Raw genomic sequence first — 21,381 nt, 5'->3', positions numbered from 1 at the left:
CACATCAACGATCGAGCATGCCGACAGTCACATGATCAACAGCTTTTGTTAGAGCCAGTCAGGCGCGGTCGAAGGCGAGGAGGAACTCGATGTTTCCCTCGTCCTCCACCGCGATCCCGCCGAAGTTGGGTGCCTCGATGCCGTAGTCGGCGAAGGTGACCGGAATGGAGCCGTTGACCCGGAAGCCGTCGGCGGTGCGCTGGGCGTCGAGCTCGAAGGAGACCGAGTTGGTCTCACCGTGGACGGTCAGCTCGCCTGTGGCCTTGGCGCTGACCTGCTCGCCCACTGCCGGCGCAGAGCCGAAGTCGACGGGCTCGGTGAGCTCGAAGGTGGCCTCCGGGTACCGCTCGGTGTTCATGATCCGGCCGCGGAACTGGCCGTCGCGCTGGTCGGAGTCGCTCTTCACCGAAGCAAGATCGACGGTGAAGGATCCGCTGACCGCCCGGTTGCCTTCGATCTCCAGCTCTCCGGTGACCTTTTCGGTACGGCCCACTGCCGTGACGTTCTGGCCGAAGAGGACTTCGTCGACCCGGTAACCGGCCTGCGAACCGCTGCCCACCCGCCAGGCACCCTCGACATCCTCCCCGGAACCCGAGGAACTGCCGGAGGGGTTCGAGCCTGGCGGGTCGTCGAGCGAGAGGGCGGCCGGTGGCTTGTCCTGGACGTAGTTGATGTAGATGTAGGGGCCCGCCGTGCACAGCACGGCGACGGTGGCCACACCGGCGATGAGCCAGCGCTTCCAGTGCCTGCGGATGCTGCCTGCCATGGTGTCTCCTATGTGTTTTCGTAATTCAACTGAAGTTTCAAGTATTTGGTCGCGGGTCGCCCTGGGACGTGAGGGGTCGCTACGTGCGTGCGCGGGCTCAGCCGTGGGCGGCGAGCGGGATGGGGTCAGTCCAGGAGCTGCTCGGAGACCTGCCAGAGTCGCTCGGCCGCCTCCGGATCCAGGGCGTGCGGCGCGACCCCGGTGTTGGTGCCCGGCTGGTGCAGTGGTGCCTCGTTGCAGTCCTCGAAGTACCGGCCGCTGATGCCGTCGAGCAAGGGTGAGGTGGCCAGCAGGACGGAGGTCGCGGCGCCCTGTTCGACCGATTTGAAGGACATCTCGGGCAGGGGCGTTCCTTCGCCGAGGAGGGCTCGCAGGTGGGTCATGAACAGGTCCATCCGGGCGTCGTCCATGTAGCGTCCCAGGTTGGTCTGGATCCCTCCGGGCATCAGTGCGTTGACCGTGATCCCGTCGGCGGCCCATCGCCGGCCGGCCTCGACCGCGAACAGCACGTTTGCGGTCTTGGACTGGCCGTACGCCAGCCACGGGTCGTAGGGCCGCTCGGTGAAGTGGAGGTCGTCGAAGACGACGGGTGAGAACAGGTGCCCGCTGGAACTCACCGACACCACTCGGGCGCCGCCGGCCGCCGCGAGTGCCTCGTGCAGCCCGGTGGTCAGGGCGAAGTGCCCCAGGTGGTTGGTGGCGAACTGCAACTCCCAGCCCTGGGGTGTGTGGCTCTCCGGGGCCGCCATGACCCCGGCGTTGTTGACGAGGATGTGCAGCGGGCCGTGCCAGGCGGCGGTGAACGCGCGGACGGACGCCGGATCGGTCAGGTCCAGGGCGGCGACCCGTACGCCTTCGGAGCCGGTGGTGGCCCGGATGTCCTTCGCGGTGCGATCGCCGGCGGCGGTGTCCCGCACGGCCAGAGTGACCTCCGCGCCGGCGCCGGCCAGCGCTCGGGCGGTCTCCACGCCGATGCCGGACGCCGCCCCGGTGACGACAGCGCGGCGGCCCGTGAGATCGATGCCCGCGATGACGTCGGCAGCCGTGGACCGGCTGGTGAACGGACTGGTGATGCCTGTCCTCGTGGCCATTCTCGCCATGCTCCCTGTTTGCTACTCTCGAAACCGGAGGTGCCTCCGATTACTTCCAGACCTTAAGCGGAGGGTCCTCCGATTGTCCAGAAGGAAGGAAAGCTGTGACCGCCACCACACGCGGACTGCGTGCTGACGCGCGACGCAACCGGGAACGCCTGCTCGAAGCCGCAGGGCGCGCGTTCTCCGAGACCGGCACCGACGCGTCCCTCGAGTCCATCGCCAAGGACGCCGGCGTGGGCATCGGCACGCTCTACCGGCACTTCCCCACCCGCGAGGCCCTGCTCGAGGCCGCCTACCGCAACGAACTCGCCCGGGTCTGCGACAGCGTCACGGAACTGCTCGCACAGCTCCCGCCCGACCAGGCCATGCGGAGGTGGATGGACCTGTTCATCGACTACCTGGCCACCAAGCAGGGCATGGGGGACGCACTGAAGGCCGTCATCGCCTCCGGCGACGAGGATCCGTTCGCCGAGAGTCTCGACCGGATCAGCACGGCCATCAGCACACTGCTGCACGCCGGGGCCGAAGTGGGAGTTCTGCGCTCGGACGTGGACCCGCTCGATGTCGGGTTCAGTCTCGGGGGTGTCCTGCTGATCACGAGCGACAAGGGGCTGCGCGACCGCGCGGGCCGCATGCTCGACCTCCTGCTCGACGGGCTCCGCTACCGCTCCGGCTGATGCGTCCAGGCGGGGAAGGCGTCCGCGCTCGGCCTCGCCTGACGGCACGCCTGCGGCGGTGCACACCGACTCGGAGAACGACGAACAGGAGAAAACCATGCGGCTGGGCGTACACATCACCCGCTTCAACCACCCGGACGGCCCGGCCGCCCTCGGCCCCGAGCTGGCGGCGACGGGTGAGGCGGCGGAGGCGGCGGACGTCAGTCGGCTCTCGGTCATGGACCACTACTTCCAGATGGAGGCTTACGGGCTGAGCGCGACGGAGCCCATGCTGGAGGGCTACACCACCCTCGGCCACCTTGCTGCCCATACGTCGACGACACGACTGGGGCTGCTGGTCACCGGGGTGACCTACCGTCATCCTGGCCTGCTGGCCAAGATCGTCACCTCTCTCGACGTGCTCTCCGGCGGCCGGGCCTTCCTCGGGATCGGCGCGGCCTGGTACGAGCGCGAGCACACGGGTCTGGGCGTGCCGTTCCCGCCGGTCGCCGAGCGCTTCGAGCGGCTGGAGGAGACCCTGCGGATCTGCAAGCAGATGTGGGACCCGCAGGACAACGGCCCCTTCGCGGGCGACCATTACCATCTGGCCGAGACGCTCTGCGTACCGCCCGCGATCAGCTCACCGCACCCCCACATCATGATCGGGGGCAGCGGGGAGAAGAAGACCCTGCGGCTCGTCGCTCAGTATGGAGACGCCTGCAACCTCTTTGTCTCCAGCCCCGACGAGGTCGCGCACAAGCTACGGGTCCTGCGCGACCACTGCGACGACGTCGGCCGCGACTACGCCGCCATCCGCAAGACCGTGCTCTACATGGACCCCAGCGGTACGCTCGACGGCTTTGCCGAGGCCATGGCCGAGTATGCCGAGCTGGGCATCGACGAGGCCATCGTCGCGCCGCCGGACGGGGCTCCCGCCCAGTGGATCGAGCGCCATGTAGCCCCCGCGGCACGCGCGCTGGCCCAGCTGGGCTGACGGCGTATCACCGGCTCAGGTTCTCGAACAGCACCATCCCGGCCGCCGTGTTGGACGCCGGTACGTGGTAGGACTCGTACACACGGCGGATACGGGGTCCCAGCGCGCCGCGCATGATCAGCCACATGATCAGCTCGATGCCCTCGGAGCCGGCCTCGCGGATGTACTCCTCGCGCGTCAGCGCGGCCAGTTTCTCGGGGTCGTGCTCGATCGCGTCGAGGAACATCCGGTCGAAGTCCTGGTTGATCAGTCCCGCGCGGGCGCCGGCGAGCTGGTGGGACATGCCGCCGGTGCCGAAGACGGCGACCTTGAGGTCCTCGGGGAAGGAGCGGATGGCCTCGCCGAGCGCGCGGCCGAGGGCCAGGCACCGCGCGGCGGTCGGCTGCGGATACTGGATGACGTTGACCAGGAGGGGGACCACCGCGCAGGGCCAGCGTTCGCCGGGGTCGGGGCAGTACACCGACAGGGGAACGGTCAGGCCGTGGTCGACGTCGAGTTCCTGGTAGACGGTGAGGTCGAAAGAGGCGTCGATCAGGCTCTTGACGAGGTGGTCGGAGAACTCGGGGGCGCCCGTGACAGCGGGCACCGGGCGGCTGCCCCATCCTTCGTCGGCCACCCGGTACGACTCCGCCGTCCCGAGCGCGAAGGCCGGGGTGACGCTCATGTCGACGGCGTTGGCGTGGTCGTTGTAGACAACGACCGCGACGTCAGGGGTGTGGCGGGCCATCCACTCCCGCGCCGGTGCGTATCCGTCGAACAGCGGCTTCCAGTAGGGGTCTTGTGTCTTCTCGTGGTCCATGGCCGCACCGATCGACGGCACGTGCGAGGTCGCCAGACCCCATATCACCTCAGCCAAAGTTCCGCCCTCCCGCTTTCAGCGCCTGCGCGAACTCCTCGGTGGTCATGCCGGTGAACACCCCGCCGAGGTACTGCATGGACTTCTGGTCGACCATGGCGAGCTTGAAGACGTAGAAGATGGAACCGCCCAGCTCCATCATCCGGTTCCAGTCCCGCCGCAGAACGGCGTCCCGCTGCTCGGCCGTGAGCCCGTACTCCTCGCAGTACGCGGCTTCGTCGGCTTTGAACCTCTCCCGGTTCTCGGCGTCCTTGAGGGACCCGCAGAGCCGGTTCAACGCTCGGCCGCGGCGGTTCTCCGCGGCGTCGAAGACATAGGTGCCGGGGACCCGGGGTGTGGTGCTGGACATGCTGTTTTTCTCCTCTCCGGTGTTGATGACGGTCAGTGCAGGAGCCCGCCGCCGTCGCACACGAGCGTCTGGCCGGTGACCATGGACGCCTCCGGTGAGGCGAGATAGGAGACCAGCCCCGCGAACTGCTCCGGGGTGACGAACTCCTTGATCGCCTGCCGGCTCATGGTCGCGGCGAACACCTCGTCGCCGGAGTGCGCCCGGGTGCCCGGGGTGGCCACCTGCGCGGGCGCCACCGCGTTGACCGTGATCCGGTGCTCGCCCAGTTCGCGTGCCATCACCCGGGTCATCCCGATGAGCGCGCCCTTGCTCGCGACGTAGGCGATCTGGCCCGGGGACCCCGTGAAGAAGGTGCGGGACGCGACATTGACCACCCGCCCGCGGTGCGGGCTTCCGCGCAGCCAGGGCACGCACGCCTGCACCATGAGCAGCGGGCCGACGGCGTTGACGGCGAAGAAGCGGTGCATCTCCTCCGGGGTCGTCTCCAGCAGCGGCGCCCGGCCGGAGAGCAGGCCGGCGTTGTTGACGAGGACGTCGACCCCGCCGTACGCCTCGGCGATCTCGGATACGGCCTGGCGGGTCGCGGCCGGGTCCCCGACGTCGCAACGCCAGGCCCGGCCGCCCGGGATCGAGCTGGTGTCGTCGGGTTCGTCGACGTCGAGGGCGGCGACCGTGAAACCGTCCCCGGCCAGTCTGCGGGCGATGGCGAGCCCCAGGCCGCCGGCGGCGCCCGTGACCACGGCGACCCGGGGGCTGCGGTTCGCCGGGCCGGTCATGGTGCCTTCTCCTGCGGATGGGTGGCGAGTGCCTCGACGGTGATGTCCATCCACTTCCACATCGGCAAGGAGACCAGCGCGTCATGCAGCTGTGCCGGGTCGGCCGCCTCGTAGAGACCGATGGTCGCGTTGCGGCCAGGCACCCGCCACAGCCGCTTGAGGATGCCGGCCTCCCTGAGCTGCATGGCCCGTTCGCGCTCGCCCTTGCGCAGCTCCTCGCGTACGTCGTCGGGGGTGTCCGGGGGCAAGGTGTTCTCGGTGCGGACGAGGAATTCCACGGGGATGTCCTTCACGGGGTCAGGCTGCCGCGATCTCCAGCAGCAGTTCGGCGAGTCGGCCGGGGGCGGTGACCATCGCTTCGTGTCCGGTGGCGATCTCGTGGACCGGCCAGCCGCGGGCGGCGGCGCGCTCGGCGTGCGGGGTGAACACCCGCATCCAGTCGGTGCACTCGACGAAGGCGCCGGGGACCTGGTCGGCCTTGCCGGTCAGCCGCAGTGGCTCGGTGTAGGTCAGCCACGGGTGCGGGGTCAGTCGCGGGCCGAGCCAGTCGAGGTCCGCCTGGTCCTCGACGCCGAGCACGCTCAGCGAGCGCACCGGGATGAGCCAGCCGAACCCGGGTCCGGCCACGGACTCCCGGTAGTGCCCGGCGATGCGGTCGGGCAGCAGATCGATCGCCGCGTCACCGTCGTCGCCGACGAAGGCGTCGAGGTGGACCCGCTTCGCAAGCCGATCCGGGATCCGGTCCGCGACGCCGGTGACGACCTGGCCCGCGTAACTGTGGCCGACGAGCACGACATCCCGGGCGTCGTGGGCCTCGATCAGCGCCACCGCGTCCTCGACGTGCGTGCCGAGTCCGATCTGCGGACTCAGCAGATGGGCGCGGTCGCTCACCCCGGTCAACGTGGGGGTGTGCACCTCGTGTCCGGCCGCGCGCAGCAGCGGGGCGACCCGCTGCCACACCCAGCCGCCGTGCCAGGCTCCGTGGAGCAGTACGAAGACGTGGCGGCCGCTCATGCGGACGCCCGGGGACGCGTGCCGTCGGCCTGCTGTTCGCGGGTGAGCATCTTCGCCACCGCCCGGCGTCCGCGGAGTGCGGCGAGGTCGGACTTGATGCTGGACTCGGCGGTGCCGCCCGGGTCGGTGGCGTACATGATCTCCTGCGCCTCCAGGGCGTCGACGTCCTCCTGCATCACGGCCAGTTGCTGCTCGTGCTGGAACTTCGTGAGCTCCTCGTCGTCGATGAGGTAGTCGCGGCCGAGCGCGTAGAAGTCGTGCGTCTCGTTGCCGCGCCCCGGCGTCATCCCGTACAGCACCTTCATGTGGAAGCCGTCCGGCTCCTCGGTGCCGGTGGCCGCGACGCGGATGTTGAGGACGAAGATGCCCGGCGGGTAGAAGTCGCCGTCCTGCCAGCGGTCCACCGGAGAGGTCAGTCCGCAGGACTTCTCGTAGAACGGCGGCGCCTCGATGCCGATCATGCGGCGGCTGAAGCCGACCCGGTCGCCGTCCACCGTCACGTCGATCGGGGTCGCGGCGACGGCGGCGTTTCCGATGCTGGTCGGGTGCAGGAACGTCTCGTGGGTGAGGTCGAGCAGGTTCTCCAGGAGCAGCAGGTGCCGGGCCTTCAGCGGGACGACCCCGTGCACATGGGTCCAGTTCGGGTCGTTCAGCCACGAGGTGTCGGGCAGGAGGCTCTCGTCGGCCAGTTCGGGGTCCCCGGGCCAGATCCATACGGCGCCGTCCCGCTCGACGAGGGGGAAGCGACGCAGCGCCGCCTTGGGCTTGTCGGCCTGCTCGGCGACCCCGACGCACACGCCCTGGCCGTCGAAGCGGTAGCCGTGGTAATCGCACTGGAGGGTTCCGTCGTCGTCGAGGTGGCCCAGCGACAGCGGGTACTTGCGGTGGGGGCAGCGGTCCTCGACGGCCGTGACGGTCTGGTCGGGCAGCCGGTAGAAGCAGACCGGAATGTCGGTGATCCAGCGCTGCTTGAGGGTTCGGCCGATCTCGTCGGACCAGGCTCCCAGGTACCAGCCGTTGCGCACGTGCTGTGTCAGTGTCATGGCGGTCCTTCCTTTGACGTCGGCCCAACAGGGCAGTCCGCCTGTCGAATTGACGAAGTATCAGAGATCCAGGACGAGGCGTCGGCCCCGCGCGCGGGAGACGCAGATCAGCATCGTGTCGTTCGCTGCCCGCTCGTCGTCGGTGAGCAGTGAGTCGCGGTGGTCGACCTCGCCCTCCAGGACGGAGGTCTCGCACGAGCCGCAGATGCCTTCCTCGCAGGACGACAGGACAGGGACGCCCGCCTGCTCCACGGCCTTGAGGACCGACAGCCCGGGCGGCACGGTCAGCCTCGTCCCGGACGCCCGCAGTTCCACCTCGATCGGCTGCTCGGCCTCATCGTCCGCCGGCTGTCGCACGGCCGCCGCGGCGAACCGCTCGACGTTCAGCGCTCCGGTCGGCCAGCCGGCGCAGTGTGCCTCGACCGCGTCGATGAGCCCCGCGGGACCGCAGCAGTACACCAGGGCGGACGGGTCGGAATCGCCGAGGAAACCGGCGAGGTCGAGCAGACCGTACTGGTCCTGCGGACGTACGGTCACGCGCTCGCCGTAGCCCTCCAGTTCGGGCAGGAACGCCATGGACGCGCGCGTGCGGCCGCCGTAGAGCAGGGACCACTCGGCCCCCGCCGCCTCGGCCTCGGCGATCATCGGGAGCAGGGGGGTGATGCCGATCCCGCCGCCGACGAACAGGTACCGGGCCGCCGGCCGCAACGGGAAGTTGTTGCGCGGCCCGCGCACCCGGAGTTCGCCGCCCTCCACGAGGTGGTCGTGGATCCACTGCGATCCGCCGCGTCCGTCGGGCTCTCGGAGCACCGCCACGCGCCAGCGGGCCGTGTCTTTCACCGGGCCGCAGAGCGAGTACTGCCGGGTGACGCCCGTGGGCAGGATGACGTCGATGTGTGCTCCCGGCTGCCAGGGCGGCAGCGGTTCGCCGGAGCTCGCTGCGAGTTCCAGCGACACGACACCATCAGCCACCGTCTGGCGGGCCAATACGGTGGCGGTGCCTTCGAACTCGGTGCCGCGCCGGGCGGCGGACGGCGTTCCGGCCTCGGCGAAACCGAGGGTGTGCGTATCCGGGGCGGCGGCTGGGGGGCTCGTCACGTTCGTCATCTCCTCGGTATGGTCGGCAGGGATCGCTCCGGCCGCGGTCGGCGGCGCCACGATCGACGCTAGCCACCGGACAACGCCCAGGTCATCGCTCGAATGACCGGATCGGGGCGGCGCATGGTCGTGGCCCCGACTACGTCATCCGTCGCGCGGGCCGGGTGTCCCGGCACGCCCGTCGAGCTGCGGAGCCTGGTCGAGATGGATCCGCACCTGGCGGTCGTCCTCGTTCCAGAGGGCTTCCACGACGGCGTGCAGCTGTCGGACGTCGGTGCGCCACATCGGTACGCCGTAGCGGTCGTCGCGTGTCAGCGCGTCCTCGGCGACAGCATCGGCCAACAGGCTCCGGCGGTCGTACGTCGGGGCCGGTCCGTTCGCCCCGTCGGGTTCGTCCGCGAACTGCACGTAAAGGGACGTGTCCCGGAAGGGAACCCAGATGTGCGTAGCCCCACGGACACCCGTCCCGCCCTGTGCCGTCACGCCGGAACACCCGTCGTCTGCGGGTAGAGCCGCACGTACGCCTCTCCCATGGTTCCGTGCGAGAGGCCGAGATGGGGGCCGGCGTTGCGCATGGCCTTGCGCTTCTTGTCGAAGACCGGGGTGATGTCCAGCAGGACGTTCGGCTTGAAGTCGCACTGCTCCGGTTGGTGCGGCTCGCAGAAGAACACCGGGGGAGCACCGAGCGGTTCACCGGGCGCGTCGTAGCCGACGGCCTGAGCCGGCACGCGAGCCTGGAGCGCCATGCGGGCGGCGGCCGGGTGGTCGCCGTTGTAGGGGTCGGCGAGGGTGTGGGTGAGGACGACCGCGGGGTGCACCTCCCGGTACACGCGCACGATGCGGTCCACCAACTCCGGTGTCTCCAGCAGGGGGTAGTCCCCGGCGTCCAGGAACTCGATCTCCGCGCCCAGCGGGGCCGCGGCGTTCGTGGCTTCGGTGCGGCGCAGTGCCTTGATCTCGTCCAGGGCGAGACCGTCCCGCCAGACGAAGTCGCCCGCGTGCGCGCTGATCACCAGCAGCGCCCCTTCGGACGGAGTGGAGGTGTGGGAGGTCATCAGGACTCCTTGGGATCGAGTGGGTGACCGGCGTGGTGCGAAGTGCCGTGCCCTGTGGAGGGCGACTGAGCACCGTGAGCCTTCCTGTGGAAACCGACGTCACCGGTGCGGTCCGGGACGCGCTCCTGAGCGGTGAGTACGTGCCGCGACAGCGCCTGATCGAGGCGGACCTCTGCGAACGGTTCGGCGCCGGCCGCGCCGACGTCAGGTCGGCACTCCGGCTGCTGGCGGCGGAGGGGCTGGTCGAGATCCAGCGCAACTGCGGAGCGCGCGTCCGGGAGAACAGCTTCGCCGAGGCCGTCCGGATCACGGAGGTGCGGATGGTCGTGGAGGGGCTGATCGCCGCTCGTGCGACGGAGCGGGTCGACCGGGCGCAGGCCGAACAACTGCGTGGCATCGGCGCGAGCATGGCTAGGACGGTCGCCGACGGCGAACTGATGACGTACAGCGACCTCAACGCCCGTCTGCACCGCTGTGTGCGCGACATCGCCGGCCACGAGACGGCCGACCAGGTTCTCGAACGGCTGCGGGCCCAGGTGGTGCGGCACCCATTCGTGCTCTCCCTGGTGCCGGGGCGGGCCCGTGTGTCGCTGCCCCAGCACCAGCGGATCATCGAGGCGATCATCGCCAAGGACCCGACGGCGGCCGAAGCGGCCGTGCGGGACCATGTCGCCACTGCGGTGGAGGCCATCCGGATGCTCGAAGCAGGTCGGCACCGCGCGAGCTGAGGCAGACGCCACGGTCACATTCCGTCGCCCGAGCCGGCTTCCTGGGCCGTCTTCCTGGCCCAGGCGGTCTCGAGCTTGCCGGTCGGGGTCCGCGGCAGTCTGTCCGTCAGGACGATGGAACGCGGCACCTTGTACCCGGCGAGACTCTGCCGGACCAGGTCGCGCAGTTCGTCACCGGTGACGGTACTGCCCGGCTGGACCGCCACGACGGCCGCCACACGCTCGCCCCAGGTCTCGTCGGGGACGCCGACGACGGCACAGTCCGTCACCTCGGGATGCCCCAGCAGTACGTTCTCCACCTCCTGCGGGTGCACCTTCTCCCCACCCGTGTTGATCACGCCCGAACCACGTCCGAGGAACCGGATCGCGCCGTCGGCCTCAAGTCGAGCCAGGTCGCCGGGGATCGCGTACCGGACCCCCTCGATGGTGCGGTACGCCTTCGCGCTCTTCTCGGTGTCCTTGTAGTAGCCGAGCGGCATGGGCCCGCAATAGGCGAGGACGCCCGTCTCGTCGCTGCCTGGTTCGAGAAAGCGGTCATCGGAGCCGATCACCCGCGTCGCCGGAACGGGGTGGAAACGCGAGGGCAGATCCTCTACCGAGGAGGTGATCGCGAAGGCGAAAGGGCCCCCTTCGCTCGATGCGATGGCTTCGGTGATGGTGACGTCGGCACGTTCGTGCAGTGCCCTCTTGAGCGGATCGCTGAGCGCGGTGCCGGAGCTGATCATCCTGCGCAACGAGCGCAGGTCGTGCGGCGTCCCGGCTTTCTCAGCCCGCAGGAGTTCGTCGACGAGCGGGCGGCACACGGCGTTGCCCGCGATGATGGCCGTATCGACCTGCTGCTCGGCGATCATGCGCCAGACATGTTCCGGATCGAGGCCGCCCGATCGTGCGGTGACCGCCCGGCCTCCTGTCATCAGAGCGCCCATGGTGTTGAACAGCCCGGTGGCGTGCATCAGGGGTACGACAGGCATCGTGGTCGGCGCGCGGCCTTCGTGGCGAGCCTTGACGGCGATGGCCACGGCCTCGTCGAGGCTTGCGGGGAGTTCGGTGACTCCGAGCGGGTGGTAGAACGGGACTACGTGGGCACGCAGCAGGTCGCTCAGCTGCCATATGACGCCCTTCGGCTTGCCCGTGGTCCCGCCGGTGTACATGAACAGTTGGTCCGTTCCGGGCCGTCGCTGAGGCTCGCGTGGCGCGTGCGCGGTCAGCAGCTCCTCCAGTTCGGGCACCGCGGGCCCGCCCGGACCGTCGGCGGGCGGCTCGCCCACCCTCACCAGCAGCTTCAGTGTGCGCACATGCTTCGCGGCATGCGCGACCCGGTCGGCCAAGGCGCCGCTGAAGACGACCGCGGCGGCGTCGGCGTCGGTCAGCAGTTCGGAAAGTTCCTCGCCGGTGTAGCGGTAGTTGGCGTTCACCGGTACGGCACCGAGCTTGAAGGCGGCGAAGACCGTCTCCAGGTAGGCGGCGCCGTTGTACAGATAGCAGGCCACGGTGTGGCCCTCGCCCACCCCGGCCGCTTCCAGTGCGGCGGCCAGCCGTGACGCACGCTCGTCGAAGTCGCGGTACGTGGTCTCACGGCCGGGTTCCGTGATGGCGACGGCGTCGGGCAGCGCGCGGCAGACCGCCTCCCAGATCGTGCCGATGGACACGTTCACGTCTCGGACCTCCTCGTCCTCGATGGCTTACGCGGAGCGCACGGCCGAACAGGCGGCTCGTGGGGCCCCGCGGATCCTTTCGGGGGCGTAACGGTCCGCGGGGCGTCCTCTCAACCTAGGCAGGCGGCCTCCCCGCGGGGAACGCGAGCAATGACTGAAGCGGCTCGGCGCTGCGACCTGCCGACGAACAGGTCGAATGACGTAGGACCACCTCGAATACGCCGGGCTACGATGCTGTGGCCGGGCGCAAGTCGCCTTCGTCCCCAAACCGGCCGACGCGTACGACGCAGGCGCGCGGTTTTCGAACGCGTCCCTGTCGCACAGCAGGTCTGCGGGGCGGGTTCTTCGTCGATGTTGAGGGAGATCGGTCATGTCCGCGTCGCCGCTCGTGGGGTGGGACGACATCGCCGCCGTCGCGCCGGACGGCCTCGCCGTTCTGGACTGCGTGGGCCGGTTCGTACGGCTGAACCCGGCGGCGGCCGCGCTGCTTCGGGCGGACGCAGAGGGCGACCTCATCGGTGCGCCGTCCCCGTTCACCCTGGTGGAGGGAGCAGCCGAGTGCCGCGCGGGGCTGCTGGAGGTCCGGTCGGACGAGCAGGTGGCCCACTGGGAGCCCGCCCGCGGACCTCGACGTGAGTTCGCCTACCGCGCCCGCAGTCTGCCGGCCGACCCGAAGTTCACGGTGGTGTCGTTCCGCGACGTCACCGACGAATGGCACCGGCAGCGCAGGATCGCGGCGATCGCCCGGACGTCGATCGCACTGGCCTCGGAGGGCTCGCTCGGCTCCACACTGGACGCTGTGGCCCAGCAGATCGTCCAGGCGGACGGCCTGGCCGGCGTGCAGATCCTCACCCTCGACAGCACCGGCCGGGAACTGCGGCTGATGGGCTCCGCGGGACTGCGCCACTGGGACGCGTTCCTCGACCGTCTGCTGGAGTGCCGTGACCGGGGCGCCCGGCTGTGCATGCTGGACACCCTGAAGGAACGCAAGCCGATCGTCGTCCCGCACCGGTGGGCCCAGATCCTCGAGGACCCGGCCTGGGAACCGCTGCACGCCTACCTCGGGGAGCTGAACTGGGACTCCTTCGTCAGTGTGCCGTTGATGGCGCGCGGTCGTCCCGAAGGGGTGCTGAACGCCTACTTCGCCCCCGGGCAGGAGATCGGGAGCCGGACCCTGGAGTTCCTCGCCGCCATGGCGGAACAGGCCGCCCTCGCCGTCGACTACGCCACACTGCTTCAGCGTGAGCGCGAGGGCGCCCGCCGCAACGAGCGTCAGCGCCTCGCCCGCGACCTGCACGACTCGATCGTGCAGCAGGTGTTCTCCATCGGCATGCAGGCCAACGCCGTCGGAGTGCTGGGCGCGCGGGACAAAGCGGTGCCGGCGGAAGCGGTCCGGGCCTTCGCGGACGAGGTCGGGGCCCTCTCGCGAACCGTCCTCGCCGACCTGAGGGCCATGGTGCACGAACTGCGTCCCGCCTCCTCCCTCCGGCTCGGCCTTGAGGACGCGGTGACCACGCTCGTCAAAAGCACCGAGAACCGGACGGGCCTCAGCATCCGGCTGGAGTGCGGACAACAAGTGGACACGGTCGAACCGGAACTGGCCGAGGACATGTACCGGATCGTCGGGGAGGCCATCCACAACGTGGTCAAGCACGCGGAGGCCACCACCGTCACCATCCGCCTCGCCGTACACGACCACACCCTGACCGCCGCCATCCGCGACGACGGCCGCGGGATCACGGAATCCGGCGGGCGACGGGCCGCACAGGAGAACGAGGACGGCGAGGCGGCGACTGCCACCGGACACCACGGCTACGGACTGAGGACCATGCGGGAAAGGACAGAGCGATGGGGCGGCACCATGAGGATCAGATCCGGCGCGAGGAGCGGCACGACCGTACGGGTCGTCATACCCCTTCCCGTACGAGTGCCGGAGTCGCCCCCAGGCTCGGGGGGATCAGGGAGCATCCCATCGGCGGTTCCGCTCCGGAAAACGGAGAACCCCGCCCGGTCCGGGTCCTGATCGTCGACGACCACGCCGTCGTACGCCGCGGAATCCGCGCCTACCTCGAAGTCCTGGACGACATGGAAGTGGCCGCGGAGGCCGCCGACGGTCAGGAGGCACTCACCAGGCTCGACGCGATGGCCGCTCACCAGGAACTGCCGGACGTGGTCCTGATTGACCTGCTCATGCCCAAGATGGACGGGGCGACGGCGATCGGAGCGATCAAGCAGCGCCACCCTGGTCTCCGACTTGTGGTGCTCACCAGCTTCGGCGAGATGGAACGCGTTCATGCGGCGCTCGCGCAGGGGGCCGCCGGCTACCTGCTCAAGGACGCCGACGCAAGTGAGGTGGTCGCCGCAATCCGCGCGGCCGCCCGGGGCGAGGTCTTCCTCGACCCCGCGGTGGCCAGAGGACTCACCCAGGAGATCGTTTCGCCGCCGACCGGGCTCGCCTCGCTCACCAGCCGGGAACGCGACGTCCTCGTCCTCGTCGCCGAGGGCCGGTCGAACCAGCAGATCGCCGACGAGTTGGTGATCAGCGAGCGCACCGCCCGCACCCACGTGAGCAACGTTCTGCGCAAACTCCGGCTCACCTCCCGCACCCAGGCCGCGTTGCTCGCGGTGCGGCAAGGACTGGTGCCCCCGAAGGGCTGACCGCCCTGCCGACCGCGACGGATGTCCCGGACCGGCCGGGACACAGGTCGGCCGCAGGTGCCGTCATCAGCGGGATCCTCACGGGCCCAGGCGTTCCTACGCTCAGGGGAGTCGCCCTATCGCCCCCCCCGTTCAGGAGGACAGCATGCTCGACGGCAAAGTCGCCATTGTCACAGGTTCGGGCCGAGGCCTGGGACGTGCCTATGCTCGCGCGATGGCCGCGGCGGGTGCCGCCGTCGTCGTGAACGACCTGGACGCCGATGTGGCCACGGAGACGGTCGACCTGATCACGGACGCGGGCGGAACGGCCGTCGCCCATGTCGGTGCGGTCGGAGGTTCCGAGTTCGCCGACGCGCTGGTGCGGCGCGCGGTCGACGAGTTCGGCCGACTGGACGTGATGGTCACCAACGCCGGTGCGCTGCGCGACCGGACCCTGCGCAACACCACCGACGACGACTTCGACCTCGTCGTCAACAGCCATCTGCGCGGTACGTTCACCTGCGGTCGCGCGGCGGCTGCCCGCTTCCGCGAACAGGGCGAGGGCGGTCGTCTCATCCTGGTGGGATCACCGGCGGGGCAGCGCGCCAGCTTCGGCCAGACCGCGTACTCGGCGTCCAAGGGCGCGATCGTCGCGATGACGCGCACCTGGGCGCTCGAGCTCGCGAAGATCGATGTCACCGTCAACGCCATCGTGCCGACCGCGCTGACCCGCATGGTGGCGACCATGCCCCGGGTCGGTGACCTCGTGGCGAAGGTCGATGCCGGGGAGCCCGTTCCCGACGCCATCCGGCGGCAGGGGCTGGGATCGCCGGAAGACGTGGCACCGGTGATCGTGTACCTCGCGTCCAAGGAGTCTGCCCACGTCACCGGACAGGCCATCGCGGCGGGAGGCGACCGGATCGCCCTGTGGACGCACCCCGGTGAGGTCGAGGAGCGGTTCGGGCAGGGCGGCTGGACCGCCGGATCGGTCGCGGAACTCTTCTCAGGCGCCTATGCGGACCGACTCCAGGACTTCAGGCCCACACCCCTCGATCTGGAAGCCGTTGAGGAGGCGTGACGCGCACGCGGCCCCTCTTACGGCCCTCAGGTCCGTGCCAGGGGCAGTGACTGCTCAGGTCTGCGGGACGGCGGCGACGCGGGCGAAATCCGCGCTGATGTCTCCCGCGGTCTGCAACAGCAGCGGTAGATGCTCCTCGACAAGCCGCTCGACCGATGTTTCGGCCGCGTGGCAGTTGACGTTGAGTGCCGCGATGACCTGGCCGGAGCCGTCACGCAACGGTGCCGCGACCGACCGAATGCCGGGCGCCAGCTGTTGGTCCGTCAGCGCCCACCCACGAGCCCGCACCTCGCGCAGGACCGCGTCGCGTTCGTCGGGGCTGGGCTGCCAGCACGGCGTCAGCCCCGAGCGTGAGGGTTCGGCGAGCACCTTTTCCAGCTCATTCCCCGGCAGTGCCGCCAGCAGTACCTTTCCCAGGGAGGTCTGCAGTGCCGGAAACCGCGTTCCGATCTGCACCGACAGGGTCACCAGCTTCGGGACGGCCACCCGGGCCACATAGATGATGTCCGATCCATCCAGCTGAGCCACGGAGCACGACTCGTCGGTCCGCTCCACCAGCCGCTCCATGTGGGGCCGCGCGATGTCCCACAAGCCCATGGAGCGTACGTAGGCGACCCCGAGTTCGAGCACCCGGGGGGTCAGCGCGAACCCTGTCTCGCACGAGCGCACATAGCCGAGTTCCTCCAGAGTCAGCAGAATCCTCCGGGCGGTCGGCCTGGCGAGTCCGGTGGCGCCGGCGACCTGAGCCAGCGACATCCGCGGGTGCCCCGGCCGGAACGCGGCGATGACTTCCAGCCCCCGCGCCAGCGCCTCGATGAAATCCGGTCCTGTTCCGTGGCGTGGCACGTGGCTCCTCGGCTGCGGTCGCGGTGGTCTCTGACCGGTCAGCCTAACGTGTGTCCGTGATGCGGACAGCGGTGCCTGCGAGGCTTCCGCATCCGAGGGGTTGACACGGTCAATTGTCCAAAGTGACCCTGAGCCGACCATGTCCGCCATGCGGATGATTGTCCGCCAGGCGTCGCAAGTCCTTCTTTCCCGCGCTTCTTGATCTTTCCTGGAGAGTCGCATGTCCGAAAGAATCCATACAGCACCGCAGGAGACCGGGGAGGCGCCCGTCCGGACCGGACTGCTCATCGATGGCAAGACCGTCGAGACCGAGGAGTGGACGGCCGTCCGCAACCCCGCCGCCCCCGACCTGGTCGTCGGCCACGCAGCCGCGGCGACCCCGGAGCAAGCCCGCGCGGCAGTCGCGGCCGCGGATGCCGCGTTCCCCGCCTGGGCCGCGATGCCCGCCCGTCGGCGAGCGGAGATCATCAGTGAGGCGCTCACCCTGCTCGACGGCAGTGAGGCCGAGCGGGCGGCCTTGATGACCCGCGAGAACGGCAAGATCTCCTTCGAGAGCCAGGTTGAGATGGGGGTCTTCGTGGCCCGCACCCGGGCGGCGATCGACCTGGTCGACTCCCTGGACCAGGTGCGGCGTCTCGACGGCCCGCCGCTGACCTCGTACATCCACCGCCTCCCCATGGGCGTGGTCACCGTCATCGTGCCGTTCAACTGGCCGATCGCGATCCTCGGAGCGAGCCTGCCGTACGCGCTGCTTGCCGGGAACACGGCCGTGGTCAAGCCCCCGCCCACCGTGCCGCTGGCTCTGGTGCGCACGCTGGAGCTGTTCGCCGCAGGGCTCCCGGCCGGGGTGCTGAACGTCGTGACGGGCAGCAACGAAGCGGTCGCCCCGCTGCTCACCGACCCTCGCGTACGGAAGATCGTCTTCACCGGCAGCACGGCCGCCGGCAAGCACATCATGGCCGCCGCCGCACAGAACCTCGCTTCGGTGACGCTCGAACTCGGCGGCAACGATCCCGCGATCGTCCTCGACGACGCCGTACTGGACCAGGAGCACATCGGACGGCTCGTCCAGGGCGCCTTCCTGACGAGCGGCCAGGTCTGCATGGCCGTCAAGCGGGTGTACGTCCACCGCTCCCGCTACGACGAACTCGTCGACGCGCTCTCCTCCGCCCTCGACACCCAGCGTGTGGGGCCCGGAGACGATCCTGCCTCGACCATGGGCCCCCTCAACAGCGCCGGCCAGCGCGACAAGGTGGCGGCCATGCTCGCCCAGGCGGCCGGAGCCGGAGCCGAGGTGCGCGAACTGGGCACCCTGGCCCCCGGCGCGGCCACCTCCAAGGGCCACTTCCTGCGCCCCACCCTCGTCCTCGACCCGGACACCGGCCTGCGGATCGTCACCGAGGAACAGTTCGGCCCCGCCCTGCCGATCCTGCCCTTCGACGACGTCGACTCCGTACTGCACCATGTCAACAACGACTGGTCGGGACTGTGCTCCTCGGTCTGGAGCGCCGATGCCGCCCGCGCGGCAGCCCTCGCGGAACGACTGCGTACCGGCACCACCTGGATCAACCACGCCAACGCCGTCGCATGCGACGACCGGGCTCCGTTCGGCGGCTTCCGGCAGAGCGGTATCGGACGCGAGATGGGCCCCGAGGGTCTGCTCTCCTTCACCGAAGCGCACACCATCACGACGCACGGATAGAAACTGCGAGCACGGCTGGACCCCGCCCGCTTCGAGCGGACAGGGTCCAGCCGTGCTCCGGCCGCACGTCACACCAACGGCACGGACACCGCGTTGTAAGGGGTGTTCTCATCCCGGTCCGGGGTGGTGAAGCGGGAGTTGGGGAGGTACAGCCGACCCTGGTAGGCGGCGGCCGTGGTGGGCAGGTCGAAGCGATCGTCCCTGATCACCCCGACCGCGGTGCCCCGCGTACCCGACCGGTTGAGCCGGATCACGTCCACCTGGTTGGGGTTGGGCTGGACGACGTAGAGGGTGCGGCCGACGAGTACGAGCCCGTCGCCGCTGGGCAGTGTGGTGTCACCCAGGTCTACCTTGCGGGCTACGCCGGTGCGGGGGTTGACGCGCATCAGCGAACCGCCGTCCACGGCCGCGTTGGTGACGAGCAGGGCGCTGCCGTCGGGGGTGAGCGAGATGCCGTTGGACGTGAAACCGGACTGCACCCAGTCACCGCTCAGCGTGAGGCTCTCCGGGGCGCCGATGCGGCCCTGCCTGCCCAGGGGCAGCTTGAACAGCTGTGCGCTGAACGACTCGGTGAACCAGGCGGCGTCGCGGGTGAGCAGGACGTCGTTGACGAAACTGTTCTCTCCGGCGACCACGTGATTGGCGAGCAGCGCACCACTGTGGGCGTCGACGACCCGCAGTTCGCCACTGCTGCCGCCGGCCAGGAACAGCCGGCCCCAGGAGTCGACCTTCAGGCCGACCGTCATGCGCCCCAGGCCGCGGTGGACGACCTTGCCCTTGCCGCTCGCGAGGTTCACCCGGTACACGCCGCCGGTGGCGATCGATCCGAAGTAGGCGTACGGCGCGGAGCCGATCGCGACTCCCTCCGGCCCCCAGCCGTTGGGCAGCGAGAACTCCCCGGGCCAGGATCTGGCGGTGCCCGGGGCGGCCTGTGCCGTACCACCGATCAGGGCCGTCGCTCCCAGGGCGATGCCCGCGCCGAGAAGCTGCCTGCGTGCGAGAGAACTTGTCATCGATCGTCCTTCCACGGAAAACAAGACGGGCCGTGCCGGTCCGGCTGGGCTCCTGGACCAATTCTTGAGAGTTCAAGTATCTGTGCACAGCGACGAATGTCCTGACTCTCCTCGGTCCATCGGACGGAAAGCTGCCGGGCCGGTGGGAGCACGGACCGCGAAGGCGCGCCACTCGACAGCAGGCCGACCTGACAAGGCTGAACGACGTGCACGAGATACGTCATTCGTCCTTACTTCCAGCGCTCGCCTCCCGGCTCTCTGTCCAGGCCGTCACCGCTGGGCCATCATCCGAAAACCTGCCGGCCGCACTGGCGCGACCGGCGTGAGCACGGTGACGGCTGCGTGCCGCACCGGGAGGGCGAGCGGGCCATGAGCGTGCAGCGACCGCACATCGAACCGGGCAGGCTGTTCATCGGCGGAGAGTGGCGGGACGCGGAGTCCAAGGAGCGGCGCGACGTCATCGACCCGTCCACCGGCAAAGTCGTCACCACGGTCGCGGAGGCCGACGGGACCGATCTCGCCGTCGCGGTGGCCGCCGCCCGCGAGGCCTTCGACGCGGGGCCGTGGCCCCGGACGCCGGCCCGCGAGCGCGCCCGTGTGCTGCACCGGGTGGCCGATCTGGTGCGCGAACGGGCGGACGAGATCGCCGCCGTGGAGAGCCTCGACGTCGGCAAGCCCGTCTCGTTCAGCCGAGGGGTGGACGTGGAGACCGTGGCCGAGACGTACGAGTACTACTCGGCGCTGGCGCAGTCGGTCGACGGGGCCACGCGAGAGATCCCCCTCCCCTCCCACGCCTACACCCGTAGGGAGCCCATCGGCGTGGTGGGAGCGATCACCCCGTTCAACTTCCCGTTGATCCTGAGCACGTCGAAGTTCGCCCCCGCCCTGGCGGCCGGCAACACCATCGTCCACAAACCGGCGGACGAGACCCCCCTCAGCGCGCTGCTGATGGCGGAGATCCTCGCCGACGCCGGCGTTCCCGCGGGTGTGGTGAACGTCGTCACCGGCAGCGGCCCCGTCCTGGGTGAGGCGCTGCTGCGTCATCCGGGCGTCGACAAGATCGCCTTTACCGGGTCGACGAGGGTCGGCCGCCTGGCGGCGAGCACGGCGGGCAAGCAACTCAAGCCGGTCACCATGGAGTTGGGTGGCAACGCGCCGCATATCGTCTTCGAGGACGCCGACGTCGGGAAGGCGATCGGCGCGATCATCAAGGCCTTCGTCTTCAACACCGGACAGTTCTGCATGGGCGGACCCCGGCTGCTGGTCCACCGGTCCCTGTACGACACCACGCTGGGCATCCTCGCCGACGCGGTTCCGGCGGTCCCCGTCGGCGACCCCTTCGACCCGGCCACCGTCGTCGGGCCGATGGCCGGCGAGCGGCACGTGGAGAACGTCGAGCGCTTCGTGAAAGCGGCCGTCGAGGACGGCGGCCGCATCGTCGTCGGCGGTGAGCGCTTGGAACTCAACGGCGGTTACTACTTCAAGCCCACCGTCATCGCCGGCCTGGACAACGACGCCCGCACCGTCCAGGAGGAGATCTTCGGCCCGGTGCTGACGGTTCAGCCCTTCGACACCGAGGAAGAGGCGATCGCGCTGGCGAACAGCACGCCGTACGGACTCGCCGCCGGTCTGCAGACTTCCGACCTGGCGCGCGCCCATCGGGTCGCCGCGCGACTGGACGCCGGCATCGTCTGGGTCAACGACTGGGCCATGCTCGACCCCGCCGTGCCCTTCGGCGGCGTCAAGCAGTCCGGCTACGGACGCGAATCCGGGCCGGAGGCGCTGGAGGCGTACACGAGGACCAAGTCGGTCGTTATTTCCCTCGTCTGACCCCTCGACAGGGCCTGCTCCGAGCGCCCGGCCGCCGCCGGCGGGCCCTCCCGGCCGGATCGGCCGGATCGGCCGGATCGGCCGGGTGAACTCCGTCCCCGGCTCTTGAGAGCCGGAGGTGAGCCGGGGGCATGGTGGCCTGGCAGTAGGCGTTGTCGCCCGGGCCGTGGACGCCACCGTTGAAGGTGGCC

General features: G+C 69.8%; 22 protein-coding genes. 8 read left to right on the top strand and 14 right to left on the bottom strand.

Translation table 11 applies throughout. From position 1 onward, the window contains the following. Nucleotides 1–58: 58 nt before the first annotated feature. Nucleotides 59–766 carry a YceI family protein gene (locus tag IE263_RS37015; protein WP_189942446.1) on the bottom strand — a complete coding sequence of 236 codons (708 nt, stop codon included), beginning with the start codon at nt 764–766 and terminating at the stop codon, nt 59–61. A gap of 125 nt (nt 767–891) precedes the next feature. After that, a complete protein-coding gene (locus IE263_RS37010) occupies nt 892–1,857 on the bottom strand; it encodes an SDR family NAD(P)-dependent oxidoreductase (RefSeq protein WP_189942445.1) in 966 nt (321 codons plus the stop codon). A gap of 104 nt (nt 1,858–1,961) precedes the next feature. On the opposite strand from IE263_RS37010, the gene IE263_RS37005 reads away from it, so the two are divergent. Both IE263_RS37005 and IE263_RS37000 read left to right on the top strand, forming a co-directional pair. After that, nucleotides 1,962–2,537, top strand: a complete 576-nt coding sequence (locus tag IE263_RS37005) for a TetR/AcrR family transcriptional regulator (RefSeq protein WP_189942444.1) — start codon at nt 1,962–1,964, stop codon at nt 2,535–2,537. 97 nt (nt 2,538–2,634) lie between these two features. Beyond that, nucleotides 2,635–3,510, top strand: a complete 876-nt coding sequence (locus IE263_RS37000) for an LLM class F420-dependent oxidoreductase (protein WP_189942443.1) — start codon at nt 2,635–2,637, stop codon at nt 3,508–3,510. A 7-nt stretch (nt 3,511–3,517) separates the two neighbouring features. On the opposite strand, the gene IE263_RS36995 is transcribed toward IE263_RS37000, so the two are convergent. The 9 genes from IE263_RS36995 to IE263_RS36955 all read right to left on the bottom strand — a co-directional run bounded on the left by IE263_RS36995 (nt 3,518) and on the right by IE263_RS36955 (nt 9,701). Then, nucleotides 3,518–4,357 (bottom strand): class III extradiol dioxygenase subunit beta, encoded by an 840-nt coding sequence (locus tag IE263_RS36995; RefSeq protein WP_229911371.1) that lies wholly within the window; start codon nt 4,355–4,357, stop codon nt 3,518–3,520. 1 nt (nt 4,358) lies between these two features. Beyond that, nucleotides 4,359–4,715, bottom strand: a complete 357-nt coding sequence (gene ligA, locus IE263_RS36990; RefSeq protein ID WP_189942441.1) for a protocatechuate 4,5-dioxygenase subunit alpha — start codon at nt 4,713–4,715, stop codon at nt 4,359–4,361. 32 nt (nt 4,716–4,747) lie between these two features. Continuing rightward, nucleotides 4,748–5,491: an SDR family NAD(P)-dependent oxidoreductase gene (locus IE263_RS36985; RefSeq protein ID WP_189942440.1), complete on the bottom strand. Its 744-nt coding sequence runs from the start codon at nt 5,489–5,491 to the stop codon at nt 4,748–4,750. Further along, entirely contained in the window at nt 5,488–5,784 is a 297-nt protein-coding gene (locus IE263_RS36980) for a muconolactone Delta-isomerase family protein (protein WP_225877192.1), read from the bottom strand. The genes IE263_RS36985 and IE263_RS36980 overlap by 4 nt, the downstream gene beginning before the upstream one ends. A 4-nt stretch (nt 5,785–5,788) precedes the next feature. Beyond that, the gene (locus tag IE263_RS36975; RefSeq protein ID WP_189942439.1) at nt 5,789–6,505 is read right to left on the bottom strand and encodes an alpha/beta hydrolase; all 717 of its coding nucleotides are present in this window, start codon (nt 6,503–6,505) and stop codon (nt 5,789–5,791) included. Further along, nucleotides 6,502–7,548: a Rieske 2Fe-2S domain-containing protein gene (locus IE263_RS36970; protein WP_189942438.1), complete on the bottom strand. Its 1,047-nt coding sequence runs from the start codon at nt 7,546–7,548 to the stop codon at nt 6,502–6,504. The genes IE263_RS36975 and IE263_RS36970 overlap by 4 nt, the downstream gene beginning before the upstream one ends. A 60-nt stretch (nt 7,549–7,608) precedes the next feature. Beyond that, the gene (locus IE263_RS36965) at nt 7,609–8,646 is read right to left on the bottom strand and encodes a PDR/VanB family oxidoreductase (protein ID WP_229911365.1); all 1,038 of its coding nucleotides are present in this window, start codon (nt 8,644–8,646) and stop codon (nt 7,609–7,611) included. Nucleotides 8,647–8,790: 144 nt separating this feature from the next. Further along, the gene (locus IE263_RS36960; RefSeq protein ID WP_229911364.1) at nt 8,791–9,054 is read right to left on the bottom strand and encodes a hypothetical protein; all 264 of its coding nucleotides are present in this window, start codon (nt 9,052–9,054) and stop codon (nt 8,791–8,793) included. Nucleotides 9,055–9,125: 71 nt separating this feature from the next. Continuing rightward, a complete protein-coding gene (locus IE263_RS36955) occupies nt 9,126–9,701 on the bottom strand; it encodes a PIG-L deacetylase family protein (protein ID WP_189942435.1) in 576 nt (191 codons plus the stop codon). A 74-nt stretch (nt 9,702–9,775) separates the two neighbouring features. Here IE263_RS36955 and IE263_RS36950 point away from each other — a divergent pair, with 74 nt between their 5' ends. After that, entirely contained in the window at nt 9,776–10,429 is a 654-nt protein-coding gene (locus IE263_RS36950; protein ID WP_229911363.1) for a GntR family transcriptional regulator, read from the top strand. Between the two features lie 14 nt (nt 10,430–10,443). Here IE263_RS36950 and IE263_RS36945 read toward each other — a convergent pair whose 3' ends face one another. Beyond that, nucleotides 10,444–12,084: an AMP-binding protein gene (locus tag IE263_RS36945; RefSeq protein WP_189942434.1), complete on the bottom strand. Its 1,641-nt coding sequence runs from the start codon at nt 12,082–12,084 to the stop codon at nt 10,444–10,446. A 370-nt stretch (nt 12,085–12,454) separates the two neighbouring features. Between IE263_RS36945 and IE263_RS36940 the strand changes: the two genes are divergently transcribed. The 3 genes from IE263_RS36940 (at nt 12,455) to IE263_RS36930 (ending at nt 15,799) form a co-directional block, all read left to right on the top strand. Beyond that, nucleotides 12,455–14,107: a GAF domain-containing sensor histidine kinase gene (locus IE263_RS36940; protein WP_189942433.1), complete on the top strand. Its 1,653-nt coding sequence runs from the start codon at nt 12,455–12,457 to the stop codon at nt 14,105–14,107. Beyond that, nucleotides 14,056–14,742, top strand: a complete 687-nt coding sequence (locus IE263_RS36935; RefSeq protein ID WP_229911370.1) for a response regulator — start codon at nt 14,056–14,058, stop codon at nt 14,740–14,742. Before IE263_RS36940 ends, IE263_RS36935 begins: the two co-directional genes overlap by 52 nt. A 145-nt stretch (nt 14,743–14,887) precedes the next feature. Beyond that, nucleotides 14,888–15,799 carry an SDR family NAD(P)-dependent oxidoreductase gene (locus IE263_RS36930; RefSeq protein WP_189942432.1) on the top strand — a complete coding sequence of 304 codons (912 nt, stop codon included), beginning with the start codon at nt 14,888–14,890 and terminating at the stop codon, nt 15,797–15,799. A 54-nt stretch (nt 15,800–15,853) separates the two neighbouring features. Here IE263_RS36930 and IE263_RS36925 read toward each other — a convergent pair whose 3' ends face one another. Next, entirely contained in the window at nt 15,854–16,645 is a 792-nt protein-coding gene (locus tag IE263_RS36925; RefSeq protein ID WP_189942431.1) for an IclR family transcriptional regulator domain-containing protein, read from the bottom strand. Nucleotides 16,646–16,865: 220 nt separating this feature from the next. On the opposite strand from IE263_RS36925, the gene IE263_RS36920 reads away from it, so the two are divergent. Continuing rightward, complete coding sequence (locus tag IE263_RS36920) at nt 16,866–18,347, top strand: aldehyde dehydrogenase family protein (protein WP_189942430.1); 1,482 nt, start codon at nt 16,866–16,868, stop codon at nt 18,345–18,347. 68 nt (nt 18,348–18,415) lie between these two features. Here the strand turns inward: IE263_RS36920 and IE263_RS36915 are convergent, their stop codons facing one another. After that, nucleotides 18,416–19,360: an NHL repeat-containing protein gene (locus IE263_RS36915; RefSeq protein ID WP_189942429.1), complete on the bottom strand. Its 945-nt coding sequence runs from the start codon at nt 19,358–19,360 to the stop codon at nt 18,416–18,418. Between the two features lie 369 nt (nt 19,361–19,729). Here IE263_RS36915 and IE263_RS36910 point away from each other — a divergent pair, with 369 nt between their 5' ends. After that, a complete protein-coding gene (locus tag IE263_RS36910) occupies nt 19,730–21,190 on the top strand; it encodes an aldehyde dehydrogenase family protein (protein WP_189942428.1) in 1,461 nt (486 codons plus the stop codon). Nucleotides 21,191–21,381 lie beyond the last annotated feature (191 nt).

This window comes from Streptomyces aurantiogriseus (genome assembly GCF_014649375.1).
In the GTDB taxonomy this organism is placed as follows: Bacteria; Actinomycetota; Actinomycetes; order Streptomycetales; family Streptomycetaceae; genus Streptomyces; species Streptomyces aurantiogriseus.
This window is presented reverse-complemented; position numbering and strand designations above follow the sequence as displayed.

Excerpts from the sequence above, each read along its gene's own strand:
- IE263_RS37015 (WP_189942446.1), bottom strand. The coding sequence starts at position 766 with ATGGCAGGCAGCATCCGCAGGCACTGGAAGCGCTGGCTCATCGCCGGT.
- IE263_RS37010 (WP_189942445.1), bottom strand. The coding sequence starts at position 1,857 with ATGGCCACGAGGACAGGCATCACCAGTCCGTTCACCAGCCGGTCCACG.
- IE263_RS37000 (WP_189942443.1), top strand. The coding sequence starts at position 2,635 with ATGCGGCTGGGCGTACACATCACCCGCTTCAACCACCCGGACGGCCCG.
- ligA (WP_189942441.1), bottom strand. The coding sequence starts at position 4,715 with ATGTCCAGCACCACACCCCGGGTCCCCGGCACCTATGTCTTCGACGCC.
- IE263_RS36985 (WP_189942440.1), bottom strand. The coding sequence starts at position 5,491 with ATGACCGGCCCGGCGAACCGCAGCCCCCGGGTCGCCGTGGTCACGGGC.
- IE263_RS36975 (WP_189942439.1), bottom strand. The coding sequence starts at position 6,505 with ATGAGCGGCCGCCACGTCTTCGTACTGCTCCACGGAGCCTGGCACGGC.
- IE263_RS36970 (WP_189942438.1), bottom strand. The coding sequence starts at position 7,548 with ATGACACTGACACAGCACGTGCGCAACGGCTGGTACCTGGGAGCCTGG.
- IE263_RS36955 (WP_189942435.1), bottom strand. The coding sequence starts at position 9,701 with ATGACCTCCCACACCTCCACTCCGTCCGAAGGGGCGCTGCTGGTGATC.
- IE263_RS36940 (WP_189942433.1), top strand. The coding sequence starts at position 12,455 with ATGTCCGCGTCGCCGCTCGTGGGGTGGGACGACATCGCCGCCGTCGCG.
- IE263_RS36930 (WP_189942432.1), top strand. The coding sequence starts at position 14,888 with ATGCTCGACGGCAAAGTCGCCATTGTCACAGGTTCGGGCCGAGGCCTG.
- IE263_RS36920 (WP_189942430.1), top strand. The coding sequence starts at position 16,866 with ATGTCCGAAAGAATCCATACAGCACCGCAGGAGACCGGGGAGGCGCCC.
- IE263_RS36915 (WP_189942429.1), bottom strand. The coding sequence starts at position 19,360 with ATGACAAGTTCTCTCGCACGCAGGCAGCTTCTCGGCGCGGGCATCGCC.
- IE263_RS36910 (WP_189942428.1), top strand. The coding sequence starts at position 19,730 with ATGAGCGTGCAGCGACCGCACATCGAACCGGGCAGGCTGTTCATCGGC.